Raw genomic sequence first — 18,782 nt, forward strand, 5'->3', positions numbered from 1 at the left:
GGGAGTCAGCTCGCGCGCGACCGCTTGCGCCGGGTGGCCAGCGCGACGAGCGCCAGCCACGCGAGCGGCGCCATCGGGGCCGCGCCGCAGCCGCAGCCGGAGTCGTCCTCGGGCAGGGGATTGCCCGCGCCCGCATCCGGTCCGCCCGCCTCGCAGCTCCCGTCTCCAACACAGACCGTCACCGTGGCTTCGGCGGTCGCGCCCGCCGTGTCCGTCACCACGAAGCGCAGGGTGTGCGGGCCCGGCGATAGGCCCGTAGTGTCCCAGCGGCCCGGCGCGCCACCGAAGTAGAGGCGGGTGTCCGAACGGTCGTCCGTGTAGGCCAGCGTGCCGTCCACGTAGAAACCGGCGCCGGTGCAGCCCACGTCGTCCTCGCACTCGCCGAAGAACTCCGCCGTGGCGCCAGTCACGCGCTCGCCCTGCGTGGGACGGATGAGGACGGCGCGCGGCGGCTCATCCGCCTTCGCGGTGAGGCTGAAGGACTGCTCCGCGTCCGGCGACACGCCGTTGGCCGCCCGCACGCGCACGTCCACCGTCCCCGCCGCCGTCGGCGTCCAGGTGATGAGGCCGGTGGTCGCGTCGATGCTCATGCCCTGCGGCACCGTGCCCTCCAGCGAATACGTGGGCCGGGGCCGTCCCACCGCCTCCACGTCGTAGCGGTACTCGACGCCCACCAGGGCGGTGGTGGCCTGCGTGGAGGTGATGGTGGGCGGGAGCGGTTCGTCATCCGCCTCCACGGCCTCCAGCGTGCGCGCGTCCAGGCCCGGCATGGCGAGCGTGAGGGTGGCCGTGCCGTCCACGTTGTCCGCGTCCTGCGCCGCCTGGAGCGTCACGGTCTGGGGCGTGCTCCAGTTGGACGTCGTGAACGTGAGCGTGGACGCGGAGGCCACGCTGATGTCCGCGTCCCCCTGCGTGGGCGCCACGGTGACGGTGACGTTCGACGAGGGCCTCAGCGACAGCGACACGTCGAAGGTGGCGGTGCCGCCCTCGGGCACGGTGAGCCGGGTGGTGGACAGCACCAGCCGGGGCGAGTTGTTGTCGATGGTGGTGGCCACCACCGACTCGGTCGTCAGGCCCTCCGAGGCCACGGTGAAGGTGGCGACGTCCGCGTCCGCGTCCGCGTCCTCCACCGCCTCGAGCACCACGACCTGCGGCACGTTCCAGTTCGTGGGGGAGAAGGTCAGCGTTCCACCCCCCGACAGGCGCAGGTCCTCGGAGCCGCCCAGGGCCCGCGCCACGTCCACCGTCACGGGCGCGGTGGGCGCCTGGGCCAGCCGCACGGTGAAGGCCGCGCGCCCGCCCTCCATCAGGCGCAGGTTGAGCCCGGACACGACCAGCTTCTGGCCGGTGGCCGTGGGCATCACCCGGCGCACCACGCCGTTGGTGTACCCCAGCATGTAGAGCGCGCCGTCCGGTCCCACGCTCATGTCCACGTTGGCGGAGAAGCCCGTCCCCCACGCGTCCACCGTCGCCACCGAGTTGTCCGCCGTCAGCGTGGCGCGCGTCACCTGGGCGCTGTTGAAGTCGCCGAAGAAGTAGTTGCCGCGGTACTCCGGCGGGAAGAGGGTGGCGTCGTAGAAGACGCCGCCGGTGATGGAGCCTCCCAGCGCCTGCGTCATCGCGGATCCGCCGCCACTGGTGGCGTCCGGCAGGCCCGGCTGGGCCACGGTGAAGGTCGTCGTGGTGGGCGCGTTGTCGGCGCTGGCGACGTAGAAGTCGCCGTCGAAGCTCGCGTCGCCCACACCTTCAATCGTGAGCTTCTCCCCCTTGCGGAAGCCGTGCGGCGTGGCCGTGGTGAAGGTGGTGATGCCCCCGCTGCGCACCGCGCCCGTGGCGGTGAGGTTGCGCGTGTCCGTCCCGTTGGTGCGGTACTTGATGACGGGAGGGATGAAGTCGTTGGTGAGGGGCTGGTTGTTCTCGTAGTCGTTGTAGCCGGCGTGGGAGCGCCGGTTCACGACGAAGACCTGCTCGTAGTTCGTGCCCACGCCGTTGACCCACAGCAGGCCGGTGGTGGGCTGGAACGTGAAGGTGAACGGGTTTCGCAGGCCGCGCGCCCAGATGTATTCGTTGTTGGGGCCCACGCCGTCGTTGAACGGGTTGTCATTGACGGGCGTGCCGTCCAGGTTGGCGCGGCTCATCTTGGCCGCCAGCGACGTCAGGTCCGCGTCCACGCCGGTGCCGTTGCCCAGGTCTCCAATGGACCAGTAGAGCTTCCCATCCGGTCCGAAGCCCAGCCCGCCGCCGTCGTGGTTGTTGCCCGCCGTGGGCAGCCGGGTGACGACCTCCGTGCGCGCGATGCCCGTGCCGTGGGAGTCCGTGTAGCGGACGATGCGCTGCTCGGAGGCGGAGACGGTGACGAAGAAATAGACGTACCGGTTGACCACGTAGTTCGGGTCGAACGCGATGCCGATGAGGCCGCACTCGCTGTTGGTGTGGACCGCGGGCTCCGTGGCGAACGTGCGCGTCACCAGCGTGGAGGTGCCGGGCTGCGTCTCCAGCACACCGTCCTTCATGGCCACCGTCCGCACGACGCCGTTCTTCAGCGTGACGAACAGCCGCCCCGAGCCATCCGGCGCCCACGCCATGCCGGTGGCGGGCGTCAGGCTGCTGGACGAAAAGGCCGTCTCCACGAAGCCCGCCGGCACGGCGGCCCGGGCTGGCGCGGACATCATCAGGAACAACAGTGAGGCCATGAGGGGCGTGCGCATGGCCTCCAAGCCTACCGCACCCGGAGTGGGGCCCTACCGCGTCGCGGTGAAGTTCCGCTGGATGAGGCACTTCACGCTGCTGTCCTCGGTGGAGAAGAGCTTCAGCGTGTACTCACCCTCGATGCGCGAGCTGTCCGTGTCCGAGCGGGGCGCGGGCGCGGCCACCGTCGAGCGGATGTCCAGGGTGCGCCGGACCTTCTCCTCGGTGAGGATGCGGGCCGTGGAGAACTCGAGCCTCCGTGCGGGCTCGCCGGAGTAGTGGGTGGACAGCTCGTCGTCGCCGAACCGCGTGGTGATGTAGCTGCCGCCCGTCATCGTCAGCACGAGCGGGCCCTGGGGCAGGCGCTGGCCCAGGGCCTCGCATCCTTCACCAGGCGGCGATGTGTCCTCGAACTGGAGTGTGTAGGTGCCCGCGATGGCGCAGCCCTCCTCACAGTCGGGATAGGTGTTGCCGCCACAGCCCGGGTTCCCCATGCCGCTGCCCATCGTCATCATGCCCACGGCGAGCAGCACCGGGATGCGGAGGAACGTCACGGCCTTCGGGGAACGGGCGCTGCGCGGCGATTCGCTGTGCATGAAAGACTCCAGGTGCAACGGGAGGCATCAGCCTAGCCAATGCCTGCCCGGGTTCGCACCTGGGGTCCGGGGTGCTTCACACGACGACGGCGCGTGTCACAGCGTGACGTTGCCGGACACGACCTCGGTGAGCTTGCAGGGGATGTCGCTGGCGTGGGGACACACCCGGTGAAGTCAGGGCCTGCGGGACGCCACGGCGGGCGCGGCGCTCATCGCCTGGCTGAGCTTCCGGGCCCCTTCCGAGAAGGCGCCGCGCGCGAGCTCCTGACCGGAGGTGCCGAGCACCTGGGCGAACACCCGGTTGAAGCCCTTCTCCAGGCCCATGGACTTGTGGGGTTCCCCCTTGGAGTCCGCGACCATGTAGAGCGACGAGTCCAGCTCGGCGGGCGGTGCCTCGCCCTTCTGGCGGTACAGGTCCTTCATGGCGGCGAGCGACTCGTCGTGGCTCTTGCGGATCTCCCCTCGCGCCATGCCCTTGAAGAGGCCCGGGACGTCGCGCAGGTCCACGTGGATGACGACGATGGGCTTCTTCTCACGCACGTCGTAGATGAACTGGGAGGCGCGTTGGCGCAGCTCCTCCTTGGTTCCCTTGTTGGCATACAACACCAGCGTGGGCCGACCCTGCCCGATGGGGACCTCCTTGCCGAACACGTCCTTGAGTTCAGCGGCGCTGGCCGGGATGGCTCCCAGCAATCCGAGCAGGCAGGTCAGCAGGGCGGTCTTCTTCATGCAGTGGCTCCTAAGGGTGAAGAAACGCATTGGGTCCACCAACATCCCCATCCCCACCCTGAATCCCGAGCGGTGCATTCAGTCCGTCCCCGGCAATGAGGGGCCGGCTTGGCGAGCCCTGGCACGCAAAGGCTGGGTCGGGTGACAGATGTGAAGGCCAGGGGTGTTCGAGCCGCCAGCACTTCGCTGGAGGCCAGAGACCATGGGCATCACACTGGACCGTCGCTCCCTCATCCAAGCCAGTCTGGGATTGACCGGGGGGCTCGCGCTCCTCCGGGACACTCCCTCCGAGGCGGCCGGACGGCCGTCCACGACGTCCGCGTCCTCGGACGCGCCGCGGCCCTGGTGGGAGCTGGGGCTGATGGCGGACCCCATCATGGAGAGCCAGTTGCTGCACTTCCTGGCCGGGACCTACAGCGCCCAGTCGGACATCAGCGAGGTGCTGGACACCGCGACCCGCATCGTCGCGGGGGATGACTGGAGCTGGCCCAACGAATGGGTCGCCACCGCCGACCGCATCCGCGCCATGGGCGACGTGAGCCTGTCCCGCCGCCATCCCATCAGCGCGGGCCATGCCTACCTGCGCGCCGCCAACTACTACCGCGCCGCGCTCATCCACCACCCGGAGCCCGCCCACCCGAGCGTGGTCGCCACCGGGCGCAAGGCGGTGGACGCCTACAACAAGGCCCTCCACCTGCTGAAGATACCGGGCACGCCCGTGCGCATCCCGTACGAGGGCACCACGCTGCCCGGCTACTTCTTCCGCGCCCCGAGCGCCCGGAGCATCGCGCCGCTGCTCATCTTCCAGCAGGGCCGCGACGCGTGGCCGGAGGAGTCCAAGTACGTCATCGACGCGGCGCTCGCGCGGGGCTACCACTGCCTCATCGTGCACGCGCCCGGCCAGGGCATGGCCATCCGCGAGCAGGGGCTGCCCTTCCGCCACGACTGGGAGAACGTCATCCGGCCGGTGGTGGACTTCGCCCTGTGCATCGCGGGCGTGGACTCGCGGCGCATCGCCCTCCTGGGCTGGAGCATGGGCGGGGCGCTGGTGCCGCGCGCCGCCGCGTTCGAGCGGCGCATCAAGGTCCTCATCCCCAACCCCGGCGTCCTCAACTGGGGGGCGTCATCCTTCGAGCAGTTCCACATGTACTTCCCGGAGCTGATGCCGCTGCTGGACAGCGACCCCCAGGCCTTCGACGCGGCCATGGCCCGGCTGATGGAGCAGGTGTTCCTCTTCCGCTGGTACATGAAGGACGCGATGTCCAAGCACGGCGTGAGCACGCCGTCGGCCCTGCTCTTCGAGCTGCGCCGGTTCAACAACGAGCCCATCGTCCACCGCATCCGCTGCCGCACGCTGGTGATGGACGGCACCGCCGAGGCGTTCTCACAAGGCCAGGCCCGGCTGCTCTTCGACGCGCTGGAGTGCCCCAAGGACTACATGCTCTTCACCGCCCAGGACACGGGGCTGCTGCACTGCCAGGAGGGCGCGCAGGCCGTGGCCAACCACCGCATGTTCGACTGGCTGGACGAGTCCCTCTAGCGCCGCCTCAGCGCGGGCCGCCGCCCAGCACGACACGGAAGACGGCCTCCACCTCCTGCGCGTCCACGCCCAGCTCCCGGGCCCACGCCCGGCGCACGGCGAGCAGCGCCTCCGTGCGGGCCGGCTCGTTCCCGGCCTCCTGGGCCCGGCGCTGACGGCGGGCCAGCTCCTCCCGGCGGGCGAGCAGCTCCACCAGCTCGCGGTCGAGCGCGTCGATGTGCTCGCGAGGCTCGCGGGGCGCGGGGGCTTCCGGCTCCAGCCCGGGCACGGCGACGCCCGAGGCCCCGGGGGCCTGCGTCGCGGTGGGCGCGGCCTCCAGGTCGCGGTGGATGCCCTGGAGCGCCGTGAGCAGTTGCCCTCGCGCCTGCGTGGCGAACGGGTTCTCCTGCTGGATGGCGTTGAAGAGGTGGCCCGCGTCCGCGCGCACGGTCTCGATGGTGCGCGACAGCGCCTTGAAGCTGGCCGGCGCGAAGGGCACGTCCGCCGCCGCGCCGGAGTCCACCATGCCCTTGGCCACGAAGAAGGTGAGCGCGTGCGTGCGCGCCATCACCTGGTCATGGCCCTCCGGTGTCTGCTCGATGACCTCGCAGCCCAGGCCCTCGTAGAAGCGCCGGGCGCGCGGGGCGGCCTCCGGATGCAGCGGGTTGGGGCAGAGCACGACGCGCATGGGGCGCTCGGCCATGGCCAGGCTCAAGGGGCCGAAGAGGGGATGCGTGCCCACCCAGGGCACGTCGGCGCCCAGCACCTCCGTCAGCGCCTCCACGGGCTTCACCTTCACGCTGCCCACGTCCAGCACCAGGTGCTCCGGCCTCAAGTGGGGCCGCAGGGAGCGCAGCACGTCCCGCATCTGGGGAACCGGCACCGCCACCACCACCAGCTCCGCCCCGTCCAGCAGCTCACGCACCGAGTGCGCGCGGAGCGGCTCCGGGATGTCCGCCACCGGGTCCAGGGCGCGGTGCTCCACACCCACCGCCTCCAGCAGCGTTCCCAGCGCGCGTCCAAACCGTCCGTAGCCCACGAGTGCGACATGCGACATGCGCCGGAGTCTACGCGGGCCCGCGCGCAATAGACGACCGCCGGGTCACCCGTGAAGAGCGACCCGGCGGGGGACGACTTGCCAGGAGGGAAGGCGGAGGACTACCGCTTGAGGAGCATCTGCTCCGTGAGGCAGGAGTCCGTCTTCTCCGGGACGACGAAGAAGGGCTGCTGGCGGCTCAGGCCCTGCGTGGTGCCCAGCCAGCCGTCGCCAATCTGCCCGGCGCCGTCGTACACCAGGGCCAGCCAGTCATTCTGCGACGCGGGGAAGAGGTCCACGCTGTCGGAGTCGCGGTTGAAGTTGTAGGCGAAGGACGCGGTCTGGATGACGCCGCTGCCGTTGATGTCCAGGTTCGCGCTCGCGGTGCCCGCGCGCTGCACGCCGTTGATGCGCACGCCGATGCGGGCCAGGTCCGCCTCCGTGGTGGGGGCGATGGGCGCGAAGGCGGACACCTCGTTGACGGACGTCTCGCTCACGGAGGCGACGCGGACGCGCGAGTAGTCCAGCACGTTGTCCACGCCGTCGATGCGCAGGCCGAACGTCTGGTACTCGTAGTTCATCACGCTCAGGTAGTTGGGCTTGTAGTTGGCGTCGTCGGTGCCGCCATGGCGCAGGCCGATGTTGTGCCCCAGCTCGTGCATCAGGGTGCCGGCCTGCTGCAGCTCCGTGCCGCCCGGCGTGGACCAGCCGCCCAGCGTCACGATGAGGTCATGCGCGGGGATGCCGCGCGACAGGCCGCTGGAGGTCGTCGTGCCGTAGGTGTTCGCGAACAGGGCGTAGTGGAAGAAGGGCGCCCGGCGCGACTTGAAGTACTTGCTCTTGATGGTGTCCACGCCCACCCAACCGGTGTCCAGGTTGGAGATGGCGTCCGCGGCGGCGATCTGCGAGTCCAGCACCAGGTGCAGCGCGATGCCCGTGGTGCCGTTGGGGTTGGACACCGGCGCGTTGGCGAACGCCGCCGTCACCTTGTCCAGCGCGCCCTGCGTGGGCTTGCGGTCCGCGTAGTAGTCCACCTCCACGAAGACGTCCTTCTTGCGCGGATCCGCGCCCCAGTAGCGCAGGTCCACGCCGCCGTAGCCGTACAGCTCCGCGAAGTCGCTGATGCGGTCGCCGTCCGTGTCGGAGCTGTTGGGGTTGGTGCCGTACTGGTTCTCCGCCGCGTCGCAGACGCCGTCGCCGTCGGTGTCCACGGCGCTGAGCGCGCACAGGTACACGGGCTGCACGGCGGAGACCTGATAGTCGGTCCCGTTCTGCGTCATCGTCGTGTAGTTGGGCCGGTGGTGGACGGTGACGGAGCGGTAGCCGGCGCGGCTGTAGACGAGCCGCACCGCCTCCTCGCCGGACGCCGGCATGATGAGCTGGACGTTGTCCTCGCCGTGTTGGTTGCCGTAGGCGTCGAAGATGAAGAGGCCGGACGAGTCCGTCGTCTGGGTCGCGAGGCCGGTGCCGCAGCCCGTGCCGGAGCAGGTGCCGGAGGCGACGTAGACCGTCACGCCCTCCACGGCGCTGCCCGTCGCGGAGTCGTAGATGAAGCCGTAGACACAGCCATTCAAGCCGACGAGACCCATGGAGGCCGTCAGCAGGCTCTTGTAGAACGTGGACATACTTCCCCCTCGGAGGAACCAGGGGTTGGCTTCTGTCGCCAACCGCCACATCTACGGCGCGCCCGGCGGATATTCTTTCGGGGATTTATTTCCGGAGCCGGGACACGGCGGAGGCCGCCGGGTTGACAGCGGGGGCTGTCTGTCTTACTCCTGTCTCATCATGAGGCCCGTCTTCTTCCATGCCCTGCCTGTCCTGAGCGCCTTCGCGCCGGCGGCGGACGTGCGCCTCGCCCCCCGTCACGAGGTCCTGCTCGATATTTGAGCAGGCGGACCGGAGTCCTCCGGTGCGCGCGTGGCTGGTTGCCCGCGCACCGTGAGCTCCGTCTCCGCCCGTCCCCTCCCTGGGGGGCCTTCGTGTGTCCTCGCGCGTTCCCGTGGCGGCCTGACGTGCCGCTATAGGCCCTGTGTGCGCGTGCGCGCCTGAAGGCAGCCTCCGGTCCATCCCTCTCATCCAACCGGCGTCTCAATCCAATACACACCCGCGGGCCTCGCTGCCCGGACGGGAACGGGAGTCTTCCATGTCTCGCACCACGCGCATCGAGCGGTATCGCAACATCGGCATCATGGCCCACATCGACGCGGGCAAGACGACGCTCACCGAGCGCGTCCTCTTCTTCACCGGCCGCATCCACTCCACGGGAGAGGTGCACACGGGCTCCACGGAGATGGACTGGATGGAGCAGGAGAAGAAGCGCGGCATCACCATCACCTCCGCGGCGACGACGGCCTTCTGGCAGCCCCGGCACGGGCGGGAGGCGGGCGTGCCCCACCGCATCAACATCCTGGACACGCCGGGCCACGTGGACTTCACCATCGAGGTGGAGCGCTCGCTGCGCGTGCTGGACGGCGCGGTGGCGGTGTTCGACGCCAGCCAGGGCGTGGAGCCGCAGTCGGAGACGGTGTGGCGTCAGGCGGACCGCTACGGCGTGCCGCGCATCGCGTTCATCAACAAGATGGACAAGGTGGGCGCGGACTTCGCCCTGAGCGTGCAGTCCATGGTGGACCGGCTGGGCGTGCGCCCGGTGGCCGTGCAGTGGCCCGTGGGCGACGGCGCGGACTTCCAGGGGCTCGTGGACCTGGTGCGCATGCGGCTCGTGCGCTTCCAGGGCGACGACGGCGGCTTTGACGACAGCGCGCCCGTTCCTCCGGAGCTGGCGGAGGCGGTGCTGCCGTACCGCATGCGCCTCATTGAAGTCTGCGCGGACCTGGACGCGGGCGTGATGGAGAAGTTCGTGGACGGGCGGGTGGAGGACATCACCGCGGAGGAGCTGGAGCGCGCGCTGCGCTCGGGCACGCTCGCGCGGACGCTGGTGCCGGTGCTGTGCGGGTCGGCCTTCAAGAAGAAGGGAGTGCAGATGCTCTTGGATGCGGTCGTCAGCTACCTGCCGTCCCCCGCGGACATGGCCGCCGTGGAGGGCTTTACGCCCGTCACCGGCGAGCGCGTCAGCCGTCCCGTGTCGGACTCGGGGCCGCCCACCGCGCTGGCGTTCAAGCTGATGAGCGACAAGGCCGTGGGAGGCATCGTGTTCCTGCGGGTGTACTCGGGCACGCTGCGCGCGGGCACCGTCCTGCTCAACCCCGTCACCGGGCGCAGGGAGCGGGTGGGGCGCCTGATGTTCATGCACGCCAACCGCCGCGAGGAGGTGGCGGAGGTGCACGCGGGCGACCTGTGCGCGGCGCTGGGGCTCAAGGGCGTGCTCACCGGCGACACGCTGTGTGACCCGGAGGCGCCGGTGGTGCTGGAGGCGTTGAACGTGATGGAGCCCGTGGTGCAGCTCGCCGTGGAGGCGCGCTCCCCCGCGGAGCTGCCGAAGCTGGAGGAGGGCCTGCAACGGCTGGCGGCGGAGGACCCGTCGCTGCGCCTGGGCGTGGATCCGGAGAGCGGCCAGGTGCTGCTGTCCGGCATGGGTGAGCTGCACCTGGAGGTGGTCGTGGACCGGTTGAGGACGGAGTTCGGCGTGGAGGCGCGCGTGGGACAGCCGAAGGTGGCGTACCGCGACACGCTCCGGGGCGCGGTGCGCCAGGAGTACCGCCACGTCCGCCAGTCCGGCGGGCCCGGACAGTACGCGCGCGTGGTGCTGGACGTGGGGCCGGCGCCGCGAGGGGCGGGGCTCGTCTTCGTGGACGCCACGAAGGGGGGCTCCATCCCCCGCGAGCTGGTGCCCGCCATCGAGAAGGGCGTGGCCGGGGCCATGGCGCGGGGCGTGCGGGAGGGCGTGCCGCTGGTGGACGTGGAGGTGCGGCTGGTGGATGGCGACACGCACGTGAAGGACAGCACGCCGCAGGCCTTCGCGGTGGCGGGCTCGCTGGCGCTCCAGGAGGCCGCGCGGCGCGTGGGCGTGCAGGGGCTGGAGCCGGTGATGGAGGTGGAGGTGGTGACGCCGGAGGAGTTCCTGGGCGACGTGCTGGGTGACCTGGCGTCGCGGCGGGGACGGGTGCTGGGGATGGAGGCGAAGGGCACGGCGCGGTGCGTGTCCGCGCGGGTGCCCATGGCGCGCCTGTTCGGCTACGTGACGGCGCTGCGCGGCCGCACGCAGGGACGCGCCCAGGCGAGCATGCGCCTGGGGACGTACGAGCCGGTGCCGGAGTCGGCCGCGGCCCTGGCCTCCGAGGCACGGGCGTGAGGTGACGGCCCCGGGCTTCCCCATGAGGGGAGGCCCGGGGCCGTGCTGTTCGCGCGGGAAATTGAACCCCGTGTCGATTTCCGGGGCGCTCATTCGACGTGCATTTGATTGAGTTCGCGCCGTGACGATGTCCAAGGCGCAGGCCGCGGTGCACGCGGTGTGGAGAATCGAGTCCGCCCGGCTCATCGCCGGGCTCGCGCGCATGGTGCGCGACGTGGGGCAGGCGGAGGAGCTGGCGCAGGACGCGCTGGTCGTGGCGTTGGAGAAGTGGCCGGTGTCGGGCGTGCCGGAGAACCCGGGCGCGTGGCTGATGGCCACCGCGAAGCGCCGCGCCATCGACGAGATGCGCCGTCACAAGCTGCTCGCGCGCAAGCACGAGGAGCTGGGGCACGGGCTGGAGGAGGCGGAGGTGCCAGACCTGGACGCGGCCCTGGACGACGACGTCGGCGACGACCTGTTGCGCCTCATCTTCACCTCCTGCCACCCGGTGCTGTCCCCGGAGGCGCGGGTGGCGCTCACGCTGCGGCTGTTGGGCGGCCTGACGACGGATGAGATCGCCCGCGCGTTCCTGGTGCCGGAGCCCACGGTGGCCCAGCGCATCGTGCGGGCCAAGCGGACGCTGGCGGAGAAGGGCGTCCCCTTCGAGGTCCCCCGGGGCGAGGAGCTGGCGGCGCGGCTCGCGTCGGTGCTGGAGGTCGTCTACCTCATCTTCAACGAGGGCTACTCCGCGACCGCGGGGGGCGACTGGATGCGGCCGGAGCTCTGCCAGGACGCGCTGCGCCTGGGCCGCATCCTCGCGGAGCTCGCGCCGGGCGAACCGGAGGTGCACGGGCTGGTGGCGCTGATGGAGATTCAAGCGTCGCGGTCCCGGGCGCGGGTGGGGCCCTCGGGAGAGCCCGTGCTGCTGCTGGAGCAGAACCGCGCGCAGTGGGATCAGCTCCTCATCCGCCGCGGGCTCGCGGCGCTGGAGCGCTCGGGGAAGGCCGGGCCGGCGGGGCCGTACACGGTGCAGGCCTCCATCGCGGCCTGCCACGCGCGGGCGCGCACGCCGGAGGAGACGGACTGGCCGCGCATCGCGGCGCTCTACGCGGTGCTCGCGAGGATGACGCCGTCACCGGTGGTGGAGCTGAACCGCGCCGTCGCGCTGTCGATGGCGTTCGGCCCCGCGGTGGGGCTGGAGCTGGTGGACCAGCTCGTGGCCGAGCCGTCGCTCAAGCACTACCACCTGCTGCCGAGCGTGCGCGGCGACCTGCTCCAGAAGCTGGGGCGCCTCAAGGAGGCCCAGGCGGAGTTCGAGCGGGCCGCGTCGCTCACGCGCAACGCGAAGGAGCAGGCGCTGCTGCGCGCGCGCGCCGCCGCCTGCACGGGCGGGAAGCCGTCGTAGTCCTGTCCTCCAGGGGCTGGCTCCGCGCGGAACCGTGTCTTCACGCTCCGAGAAGGAACTTCGACTGTCAGACATCTTCCGGGGCGCGGGCCGCCCCCGGGGGGTTGTGGGCTCGGGGGGCGTGCCTAGCTTGGCCGCGTCCATGAAGAACGAAATGCACTCGACGGCGCGCCCGACGCGCGTGGCTCACGTGATGTACGGCCTGGAGATGGGCGGGCTCGAACAACTGGTGGTCCGGTTGTCCCAGCACGGCCGCGAGCGGGGGATTGAGTCCGTGGTGCTGGCCCTGGGCCCGGACGGTCCGGTGCGGGAGCTGCTCCAGCGCGCCAACGTCCCCACGGTCTGGCTGGGAGGACTCGCGGGGATGACGCCCGCGGCCATCCGCCGTCTGGCCCAGGAGGTGGACGCCTTTGGCGCCGACGTGGTCCATGGTCACGACGTGGGCCCCTGGCTCAACGCCGTCGCCACCCGGACGCTGCGTCCGCGCACGCCCGTCATGGGCACCTTCCATCAGACGGTGGAGCCGCAGGGCAAGCTGCGCCCCGCGGCCATGGCCGCCGCCATGTTCACCCAGTCCCTGGTCGCGTGCGGCAGCGAGGTGCGCGCCAGCCTGGAGCGCTGGAGCCCGAAGCTGCTCTCCAACGTGGTCACCATCGAGAACGGCGTGCCGCTGGAGGTGGCCACGGGCGAGGAGGCTCGCCGGGCCGCGCGCGAGCGCCTGGGCCTCCCCCAGGACGCCACGGTGGTGGGCTACCTGGGCCGTCTCTCCGAGGAGAAGGGCCCGGACCTGCTGGTGGACGCGTTCCTGCGCCACTTCGCGGACGCGAAGGACACGCACCTGGTGATGATTGGCCCTGGCCCCATGGAGGCCTCGCTGCGCGCTCGCGCCGCCGCGTCTCCGCTGGCCGGCCGGGTGCATTTCACGGGCGCGCTGCTGGAGGCGAGCAAGCTGCTGCCCGCGTTCGACGTCTACGTGCAGCCGTCCCGCCGGGAGGGCCGCTCGCTGTCGCTGCTGGAGGCGATGGCGGTGGGGCTGCCCACGGTGTCGCATGCCATCCCGGCCATCCGCGAGGTGCACCGCGATGGGCAGACGGCGCTCCTGGTGAAGTCCGAGGACGTGGATGCGCTCGGCGGCGCGGTGAAGCGCCTGACCCACGACGCGGAGCTGCGCTCCCGCCTGGGGGAGGCCGCGAAGCGCGAGGCGCAGCGCTACTCGCTGTCCACGATGGTGGACACGTACGCGAAGCTCTACCGGGAGGCCGCCGCTCGCGCCCAGGCGTGAGCGGGCACGGGAAGGCCACGCGTGTCGCCCACCACCATCCTCCATGTGCGCAGCACCTGCGGCCTGTATGGCGCGGAGCGGGCGCTGCTGTCGCTGGCGTCGTCCACGCCGTCTCCGTGGCGCGCGCAGGTGTGCAGCCTCGTTCCGCCCGGACGGGTGGACGTGCTGTCGGGCGCGGCGCGCGAGCAGGGGCTGGACGCGCTGACGCTGGAGGTGCCCGGCCGCTTCAACGCGATGGCCGTGGCGACGCTCGCCTCGGAGGTGCGCAGGCGCGGCGTGGGGTTGCTGCACGCGCATGACTACAAGTCGCTCACCCTGGGCGCCGCCGCGAGCGCGCTCGCCGGAGTGCCCCTGGTTGCGACGTACCATGGGGACACCGGCGCCACGCCCGCGTTGATCGCCTACGAGGGGCTCGCGCGCGTGCTGGGCAACTGCACACGCGCGGTGGCGGCGGTGTCGCGCGAGCTGACCGCGCGCCTGCGCCGGTACGTCCACCGCTCGCCTGTGGTCTACATCCCCAACGCGCTGCCGCTCGCGGACGCGTGCACGGACGCGGAGCGGCTCCAGGCTCGCGAGGCACTGGGGCTCGCGCCGGAGGGTTCTGTCATCGCGATGGTCGGGCGCCTGTCGGTGGAGAAGGGGCCCCAGGTGCTGCTGGACGCGATGCAGCGGCTGGCCCGGACGCCTGGCGCCACGCTGCCCACGCTGCTTCTGGTGGGCGATGGCCCGCTGCGCGAGTCGCTGGAAGCGCAGGCGCAAGGGCTGCCGGTGCGCTTCCTGGGGTTCCGCTCAGAGGTGCGCAGCGTGTACGCGGCGGCGGACGCCGTGGTGATGCCCTCCCTGCGAGAAGGCATGCCGCTGGTCGCGCTGGAGGCGATGGCGCTGGGACGGCCGCTGGTGGCGTCCGGGGTCGGAGAGCTGCCCCACGTGCTGGGCACGGGGCGCGGGCTCGTGGTGCCACCGGGAGACGCGGGCACGCTGGCCTCGGCGCTCGCGGGATTGCTCACGGCGCCCGGCTGGCGCGCGCGGATGGCGCAGGCGGCGCGTGAGTATGTCGTGGCCCACCACGCGCCCGAGCGGATGGCGAATCGCTACATCGAATCGCTGTATCTGCCCGCCCTGATGGGCCCGCGCGAAGAACAGGTCGTGGCCGGGTAGGGCAACCGGGGCATCCCCGCCTCGTCCCCAGGACATCGCCGCATCACCCCTTCCGCCCGGCACGGCCAAACCTGTCCGACAGTCGGACAGGTTTCCACGACCCGGATGGGCCGAGGCTCCTGTCGGACAGGTCGTCATGGCTTCGACGAACGGCGACGCCCGCCCGCCGTGGCCGCTGAAAACCTGTCGGACAGTCGGACAGGTTTTCGCGGTGCACCCCGGAGGGGCGAGCTCCCGCGGTCCGCGGGCCTGGGCGTGCGGTGGCGGCCCTCCGCACGCAGCCCCGTGGCTCAGTGGGCTTCCGCCCCGGACGGCTCCTTCCCTTCGACACTGGCGGACACCGCGTTCAGGTAGAGCTCGCCCAGGCCGGCCCCGATGCCGTCCCACGCGAAGGACTCCGCCATGCGGCGGGCGTTCCGCGCCAGCCTGCTGCAGAGGTCCGGATCATTGCGCAGCCGGCGCAGCGCCGCGGCGAACTCCTCGGGGGACTCCGCCAGCAGGACGTGCTGCCCCTCCACCACGGGCAGCCCCTCCACCGCCAGGCGCGTGGCCACCACGGGTACGCCCGCCGCCGCGGCCTCCAGCACCTTCAGGCGCGTCCCGCTGCCCGCGCGCAGCGGAATGGCCGTCGCCAACGCTCGCGCCAGATACGGCGCCACCGACGGCACCGAGCCCGTCACCACCAGCCGCTCGTTCTCCAGGGCCCGCACGGACGCGGGCGGACTGCGGCCCACCACCATCAGCTTGCTGGTCGACAGCTCCGACGACACCAGCGGCCACACCTCGCGCGCCAGCAGCAGCACCGCGTCCTCGTTGGGCCACCAGTCCATGGACCCCACGAAGACCAGGTCGTCGCCCGTGCTCTCCCGGGGAGCGAAGTCCGGCAGCTTCACGCCGTTGGGCACCACCTGCACCCGCTTCGCCCCCATGGCGCGCAGTTGCTCGGCGTCCACGGACGAGCACGCCAGCACGGTGTCCGCCTGGCTCACGCACTCGCGCTCCAGCCGCTCCACCCGGTTGAACTGCCAGCGCAGGAACGGCCGCATCGGCGGCGGGCTCAGCGGCGCCATCCGCGCGAGCAACTGGCTCTCCACGTTGTGCTCGTCGATGACCAGGTGCGCGGACGGGTTGAGCTGGCGCGCCAGCGGCAACAGTTGCGCCATGTGCAGGTGGTCGAAGTGGATGATGTCGAAGGGGCCGCGCTCCGCCAGCACCCGGCGCAGGGCATCCCGCACCGCCCGGCGCGCGAAGCGCACGTAGGTGAGCGGCGTGCCCCGCAGGAAGGCCCGCGTGCTGTTCAGCGTCTCCTGCGGCGCCACGCGCGGCAGGTCCACCAGATGCAGCCGCGAGCCCGGCACGCCCAGCGCTCCCAGCCAGCGCCTGAAGCCCTCGGCGTCGTTGCCCACCCGGTTCACCGCCAGCACGTCCAACGAGAAGCGGGAGGCAAGGGCGCGCACCAGCTCGAGCGTGCGCAGGGTGCCGCCCGTATCCGAAGGCAGCGGAACATAGGGAAGGATGGCGAGAACGCGTCGCACGGTGGGAAACCAGGCCTGCTTCAGGAGACGGGTGGAGCCCGGCCGCGTGCTCCTCACCACGGCCACCGGCTTGGTAAGCACCCACCTGCGAAGGGCCCAGGCCCCCGCGGCGCTTTCCCGTCGATGGACAACACATCGTCCCTGCGCGAGGCAGCGGGATGCCGCATCGCGTCTTCCGAGCGACAGCCGCATTCCCGGCGGTCTTGACCCGGGCGGGAGGTCTCCCTGTCCGGGAGGGGCCTCGAAAAGGCGCGCGGTTTGCGGCATGAGGACGCACGGCGCAACGACGGAGGAAGCCATGGGCCTTGAGCAGACGCAGGGGGCCGCGGCGCGCGAGCGGATCGCGCGGGTGCGGCAGGTGATGCGGGAGCGCGGTGTGGCGGCGGTCTGGGTCCCGACGAGCGACCCGCACCTGTCCACCTACGTGCCGGCCCGCTGGAAGGGCCGGGAGTGGGCGTCTGGCTTCACCGGCTCGCTGGCCACGCTGGTGGTGACGGCGGACTTCGCCGGCCTCTGGGTGGACAGCCGCTACTGGGATCAGGCGGACGCCCAGTTGAAGGGCAGCGGCATCGCGACGGTGCGCTCGACGAACGCGCCCGGGCAGTCACACCTGGACTGGCTGGCCGCGAACGTGCCGCAAGGACAGACGGTGGCCGTGGACGGCGCGGTGCTGGGCCTGGGCGTGGCGCGCGCGGCGGCCGCGCAGTTGTCCGCGGCGGGGCTGGTGCTGCGCACGGACCTGGACGTGGTGGCGGAGGCGTGGGCGGACCGGCCGCCCCTGCCCGCCGCGCCCGTGTTCGCCCACGCGCTGTCGCCCGTGTCGCGGACCGACAAGCTGCGGGCCGTGCGCGCGGAGATGGGCGTGCTGGGCGCGACGCATCACTTCATCTCCACGCTGGATGACGTCGCGTGGCTGATGAACCTGCGCGGCGCGGACGTGGACCACCTCCCGCTGTTCCTCGCGCACCTGCTGGTGGAGCCCGGTGGGGCCCGGCTGTTCATCGGGCAGGGCAAGGTGCCGGACGCGCTGCGCGCCGCGCTGGAGGCGGACGGCGTCATCCTCCACCCGTACGACGAAGCGGCGCGCGCGCTGGGAGCCCTGCCGGACGGGACGCGGCTCCTGGTGGATCCCCGGCGCATCACCCACGGGCTGCGGCAGGCGGTGCCCAGGGGGGTGAGCGTGGTGGAGGGGCTCAACCCATCCACCGTGGCCAAGTCGCGCAAGACGGACGCGGAGCTCGCGCACTTCCGCGACGCGATGGAGCAGGACGGCGCGGCGCTGTGCGCGTTCTTCGCCTGGTTCGAGTCCGCCCTGGGCCGCGAGCCCATCACCGAGCTCACCGTGGACGAGCGCCTCTCCGCAGAGCGCGCGCGGCGCCCGGGCTTCGTGTCGCTCAGCTTCTCCACCATCGCCGCGTACAACGCGAACGCCGCCATGCCGCACTACCGGGCCACGCAGGCCTCGCACGCGACGGTGTGCCTGCCGGGGCAGAAGCCGCAGGGGCTGCTGCTCATCGACTCCGGCGGCCAGTACACGTCCGGCACCACGGACATCACCCGGGTGGTCCCCGTGGGCGAGCCCACGCCCGAGCAGCGGCGCGACTTCACCCTGGTGCTGCGCGGGAACATCAACCTGTCCCGCGCCCGCTTCCCCCGGGGGACCCGCTCCCCGAACCTGGACGCGCTGGCGCGGGCGCCGCTCTGGGCGGAAGGGCTGGACTACGGCCACGGCACCGGCCACGGCGTGGGCTTCTTCCTCAACGTCCACGAGGGGCCGCACGGCTTCTCCCCGACCCTGCCCAACGACATCACCACGGCGATGGAGCCGGGGATGATCACCTCCAACGAGCCCGGCCTCTACCGTCCGGGCCGCTGGGGCATCCGCATCGAGAACCTCATCGCCGCCGTGCCCGACCGCAAGACGGAGTTCGGCGACTTCCTGCGCTTCGAGACGCTGAGCCTGTGCCCCATCGACACGCGGCTGGTGGACCCATCCCTGCTGTCCCGCGAGGAGGTGGACTGGCTCAATGCCTATCACGCCACCGTGCGCGAACGGCTCCAGCCCCATGTCCAGGGCGCGGCGCGCGACTGGCTGCTCCAGCGCACCCAGCCGCTCTGAAGCGCGCTGCTCCGGACCCGCCGCGGAGGCCGGTCCGGGTGGACAGTGTCCGCTGGAGGGGAATGGCCAGGGGCCCCGGACCTGGGCTGGACTGGAGCCCATGCCCAAGTCCCCGCCGTCGCGCCGCTGGATGCTGACCGCCTTCCTCGTCTGGCTTCCAGGCCTCGTGCACGTCTTCCCGCTGCTGGGCGTCTACATGCTGATGTTCAACAAGGCCTACGGGCTGGCCTTGTTCGTGGGCTTCGCCCTCACCGGGCTCGCCCTGGGCCTCATCCAGGCGCTCACGCGGGGCCTCCGGGCGCTGTGGGTCACCCCGGCGTCCTTCGTCGCGGGGTGGTCGCTGTTGCCGCTGCTCATGACCCTGGACGCCCCCTTCGGCGTCGCGTGGACGCTGACCCTGTTCACCTCCGCCGGCTTCGTGGCCCTGGGCCAGTGGATGCTCCGCTCCGATGCCCCGGCCTGAATCGCCCTGGAGGGCATGACGCGG

At 71.7% G+C, this 18,782-nt stretch carries 13 protein-coding genes; 7 read left to right on the forward strand and 6 right to left on the reverse strand.

Annotated features, from left to right (window positions below; genetic code table 11):
- Positions 1-5 precede the first annotated feature (5 nt).
- From K8556_RS19750 to K8556_RS19760, 3 genes are all read right to left on the reverse strand, one after another.
- Positions 6-2,708 carry a PQQ-dependent sugar dehydrogenase gene (locus tag K8556_RS19750; protein WP_223741622.1) on the reverse strand — a complete coding sequence of 901 codons (2,703 nt, stop codon included), beginning with the start codon at positions 2,706-2,708 and terminating at the stop codon, positions 6-8.
- A gap of 33 nt (positions 2,709-2,741) precedes the next feature.
- Positions 2,742-3,284: a hypothetical protein gene (locus K8556_RS19755; RefSeq protein ID WP_223741623.1), complete on the reverse strand. Its 543-nt coding sequence runs from the start codon at positions 3,282-3,284 to the stop codon at positions 2,742-2,744.
- A 174-nt stretch (positions 3,285-3,458) separates the two neighbouring features.
- The gene (locus K8556_RS19760) at positions 3,459-4,013 is read right to left on the reverse strand and encodes a hypothetical protein (protein WP_223741624.1); all 555 of its coding nucleotides are present in this window, start codon (positions 4,011-4,013) and stop codon (positions 3,459-3,461) included.
- A gap of 202 nt (positions 4,014-4,215) precedes the next feature.
- Between K8556_RS19760 and K8556_RS19765 the strand changes: the two genes are divergently transcribed.
- On the forward strand, positions 4,216-5,553 hold the full coding sequence (locus tag K8556_RS19765; protein WP_223741625.1) for a S9 family peptidase: 1,338 nt from the start codon (positions 4,216-4,218) through the stop codon (positions 5,551-5,553).
- Positions 5,554-5,560: 7 nt separating this feature from the next.
- Here the strand turns inward: K8556_RS19765 and K8556_RS19770 are convergent, their stop codons facing one another.
- Positions 5,561-6,589: a prephenate dehydrogenase/arogenate dehydrogenase family protein gene (locus tag K8556_RS19770; protein WP_223741626.1), complete on the reverse strand. Its 1,029-nt coding sequence runs from the start codon at positions 6,587-6,589 to the stop codon at positions 5,561-5,563.
- Positions 6,590-6,690: 101 nt separating this feature from the next.
- Positions 6,691-8,193, reverse strand: coding sequence for a hypothetical protein (locus tag K8556_RS19775; protein ID WP_223741627.1), 1,503 nt, complete (start codon positions 8,191-8,193; stop codon positions 6,691-6,693).
- A 518-nt stretch (positions 8,194-8,711) separates the two neighbouring features.
- Between K8556_RS19775 and fusA the strand changes: the two genes are divergently transcribed.
- From fusA to K8556_RS19795, 4 genes are all read left to right on the forward strand, one after another.
- On the forward strand, positions 8,712-10,817 hold the full coding sequence (fusA, locus tag K8556_RS19780) for an elongation factor G (protein ID WP_223741628.1): 2,106 nt from the start codon (positions 8,712-8,714) through the stop codon (positions 10,815-10,817).
- A gap of 127 nt (positions 10,818-10,944) precedes the next feature.
- Positions 10,945-12,201, forward strand: a complete 1,257-nt coding sequence (locus K8556_RS19785; RefSeq protein WP_223741715.1) for an RNA polymerase sigma factor — start codon at positions 10,945-10,947, stop codon at positions 12,199-12,201.
- Between the two features lie 142 nt (positions 12,202-12,343).
- A complete protein-coding gene (locus K8556_RS19790; RefSeq protein WP_223741629.1) occupies positions 12,344-13,483 on the forward strand; it encodes a glycosyltransferase in 1,140 nt (379 codons plus the stop codon).
- 21 nt (positions 13,484-13,504) lie between these two features.
- A complete protein-coding gene (locus K8556_RS19795) occupies positions 13,505-14,641 on the forward strand; it encodes a glycosyltransferase family 4 protein (protein WP_223741630.1) in 1,137 nt (378 codons plus the stop codon).
- A 290-nt stretch (positions 14,642-14,931) separates the two neighbouring features.
- Here the strand turns inward: K8556_RS19795 and K8556_RS19800 are convergent, their stop codons facing one another.
- Positions 14,932-16,176: a glycosyltransferase family 4 protein gene (locus K8556_RS19800; RefSeq protein WP_223741631.1), complete on the reverse strand. Its 1,245-nt coding sequence runs from the start codon at positions 16,174-16,176 to the stop codon at positions 14,932-14,934.
- Positions 16,177-16,474: 298 nt separating this feature from the next.
- Between K8556_RS19800 and K8556_RS19805 the strand changes: the two genes are divergently transcribed.
- Positions 16,475-18,295, forward strand: coding sequence for an aminopeptidase P family protein (locus tag K8556_RS19805; RefSeq protein WP_223741632.1), 1,821 nt, complete (start codon positions 16,475-16,477; stop codon positions 18,293-18,295).
- Positions 18,296-18,395: 100 nt separating this feature from the next.
- Positions 18,396-18,758 carry a hypothetical protein gene (locus tag K8556_RS19810; RefSeq protein WP_223741633.1) on the forward strand — a complete coding sequence of 121 codons (363 nt, stop codon included), beginning with the start codon at positions 18,396-18,398 and terminating at the stop codon, positions 18,756-18,758.
- The last annotated feature ends 24 nt before the right edge of the window (positions 18,759-18,782 follow it).

The organism is Corallococcus sp. AS-1-12 (assembly GCF_020036995.1).
Lineage (GTDB): Bacteria > Myxococcota > Myxococcia > Myxococcales > Myxococcaceae > Corallococcus.

Bases quoted from the DNA above. Each gene is read 5' to 3' on its own strand.
- K8556_RS19750 (WP_223741622.1), bottom strand. From the start codon at position 2,708: ATGCGCACGCCCCTCATGGCCTCACTGTTGTTCCTGATGATGTCCGCG.
- K8556_RS19755 (WP_223741623.1), bottom strand. From the start codon at position 3,284: ATGCACAGCGAATCGCCGCGCAGCGCCCGTTCCCCGAAGGCCGTGACG.
- K8556_RS19760 (WP_223741624.1), bottom strand. From the start codon at position 4,013: ATGAAGAAGACCGCCCTGCTGACCTGCCTGCTCGGATTGCTGGGAGCC.
- K8556_RS19765 (WP_223741625.1), top strand. From the start codon at position 4,216: ATGGGCATCACACTGGACCGTCGCTCCCTCATCCAAGCCAGTCTGGGA.
- K8556_RS19770 (WP_223741626.1), bottom strand. From the start codon at position 6,589: ATGTCGCATGTCGCACTCGTGGGCTACGGACGGTTTGGACGCGCGCTG.
- K8556_RS19775 (WP_223741627.1), bottom strand. From the start codon at position 8,193: ATGTCCACGTTCTACAAGAGCCTGCTGACGGCCTCCATGGGTCTCGTC.
- fusA (WP_223741628.1), top strand. From the start codon at position 8,712: ATGTCTCGCACCACGCGCATCGAGCGGTATCGCAACATCGGCATCATG.
- K8556_RS19785 (WP_223741715.1), top strand. From the start codon at position 10,945: ATGTCCAAGGCGCAGGCCGCGGTGCACGCGGTGTGGAGAATCGAGTCC.
- K8556_RS19790 (WP_223741629.1), top strand. From the start codon at position 12,344: ATGAAGAACGAAATGCACTCGACGGCGCGCCCGACGCGCGTGGCTCAC.
- K8556_RS19805 (WP_223741632.1), top strand. From the start codon at position 16,475: ATGGGCCTTGAGCAGACGCAGGGGGCCGCGGCGCGCGAGCGGATCGCG.
- K8556_RS19810 (WP_223741633.1), top strand. From the start codon at position 18,396: ATGCCCAAGTCCCCGCCGTCGCGCCGCTGGATGCTGACCGCCTTCCTC.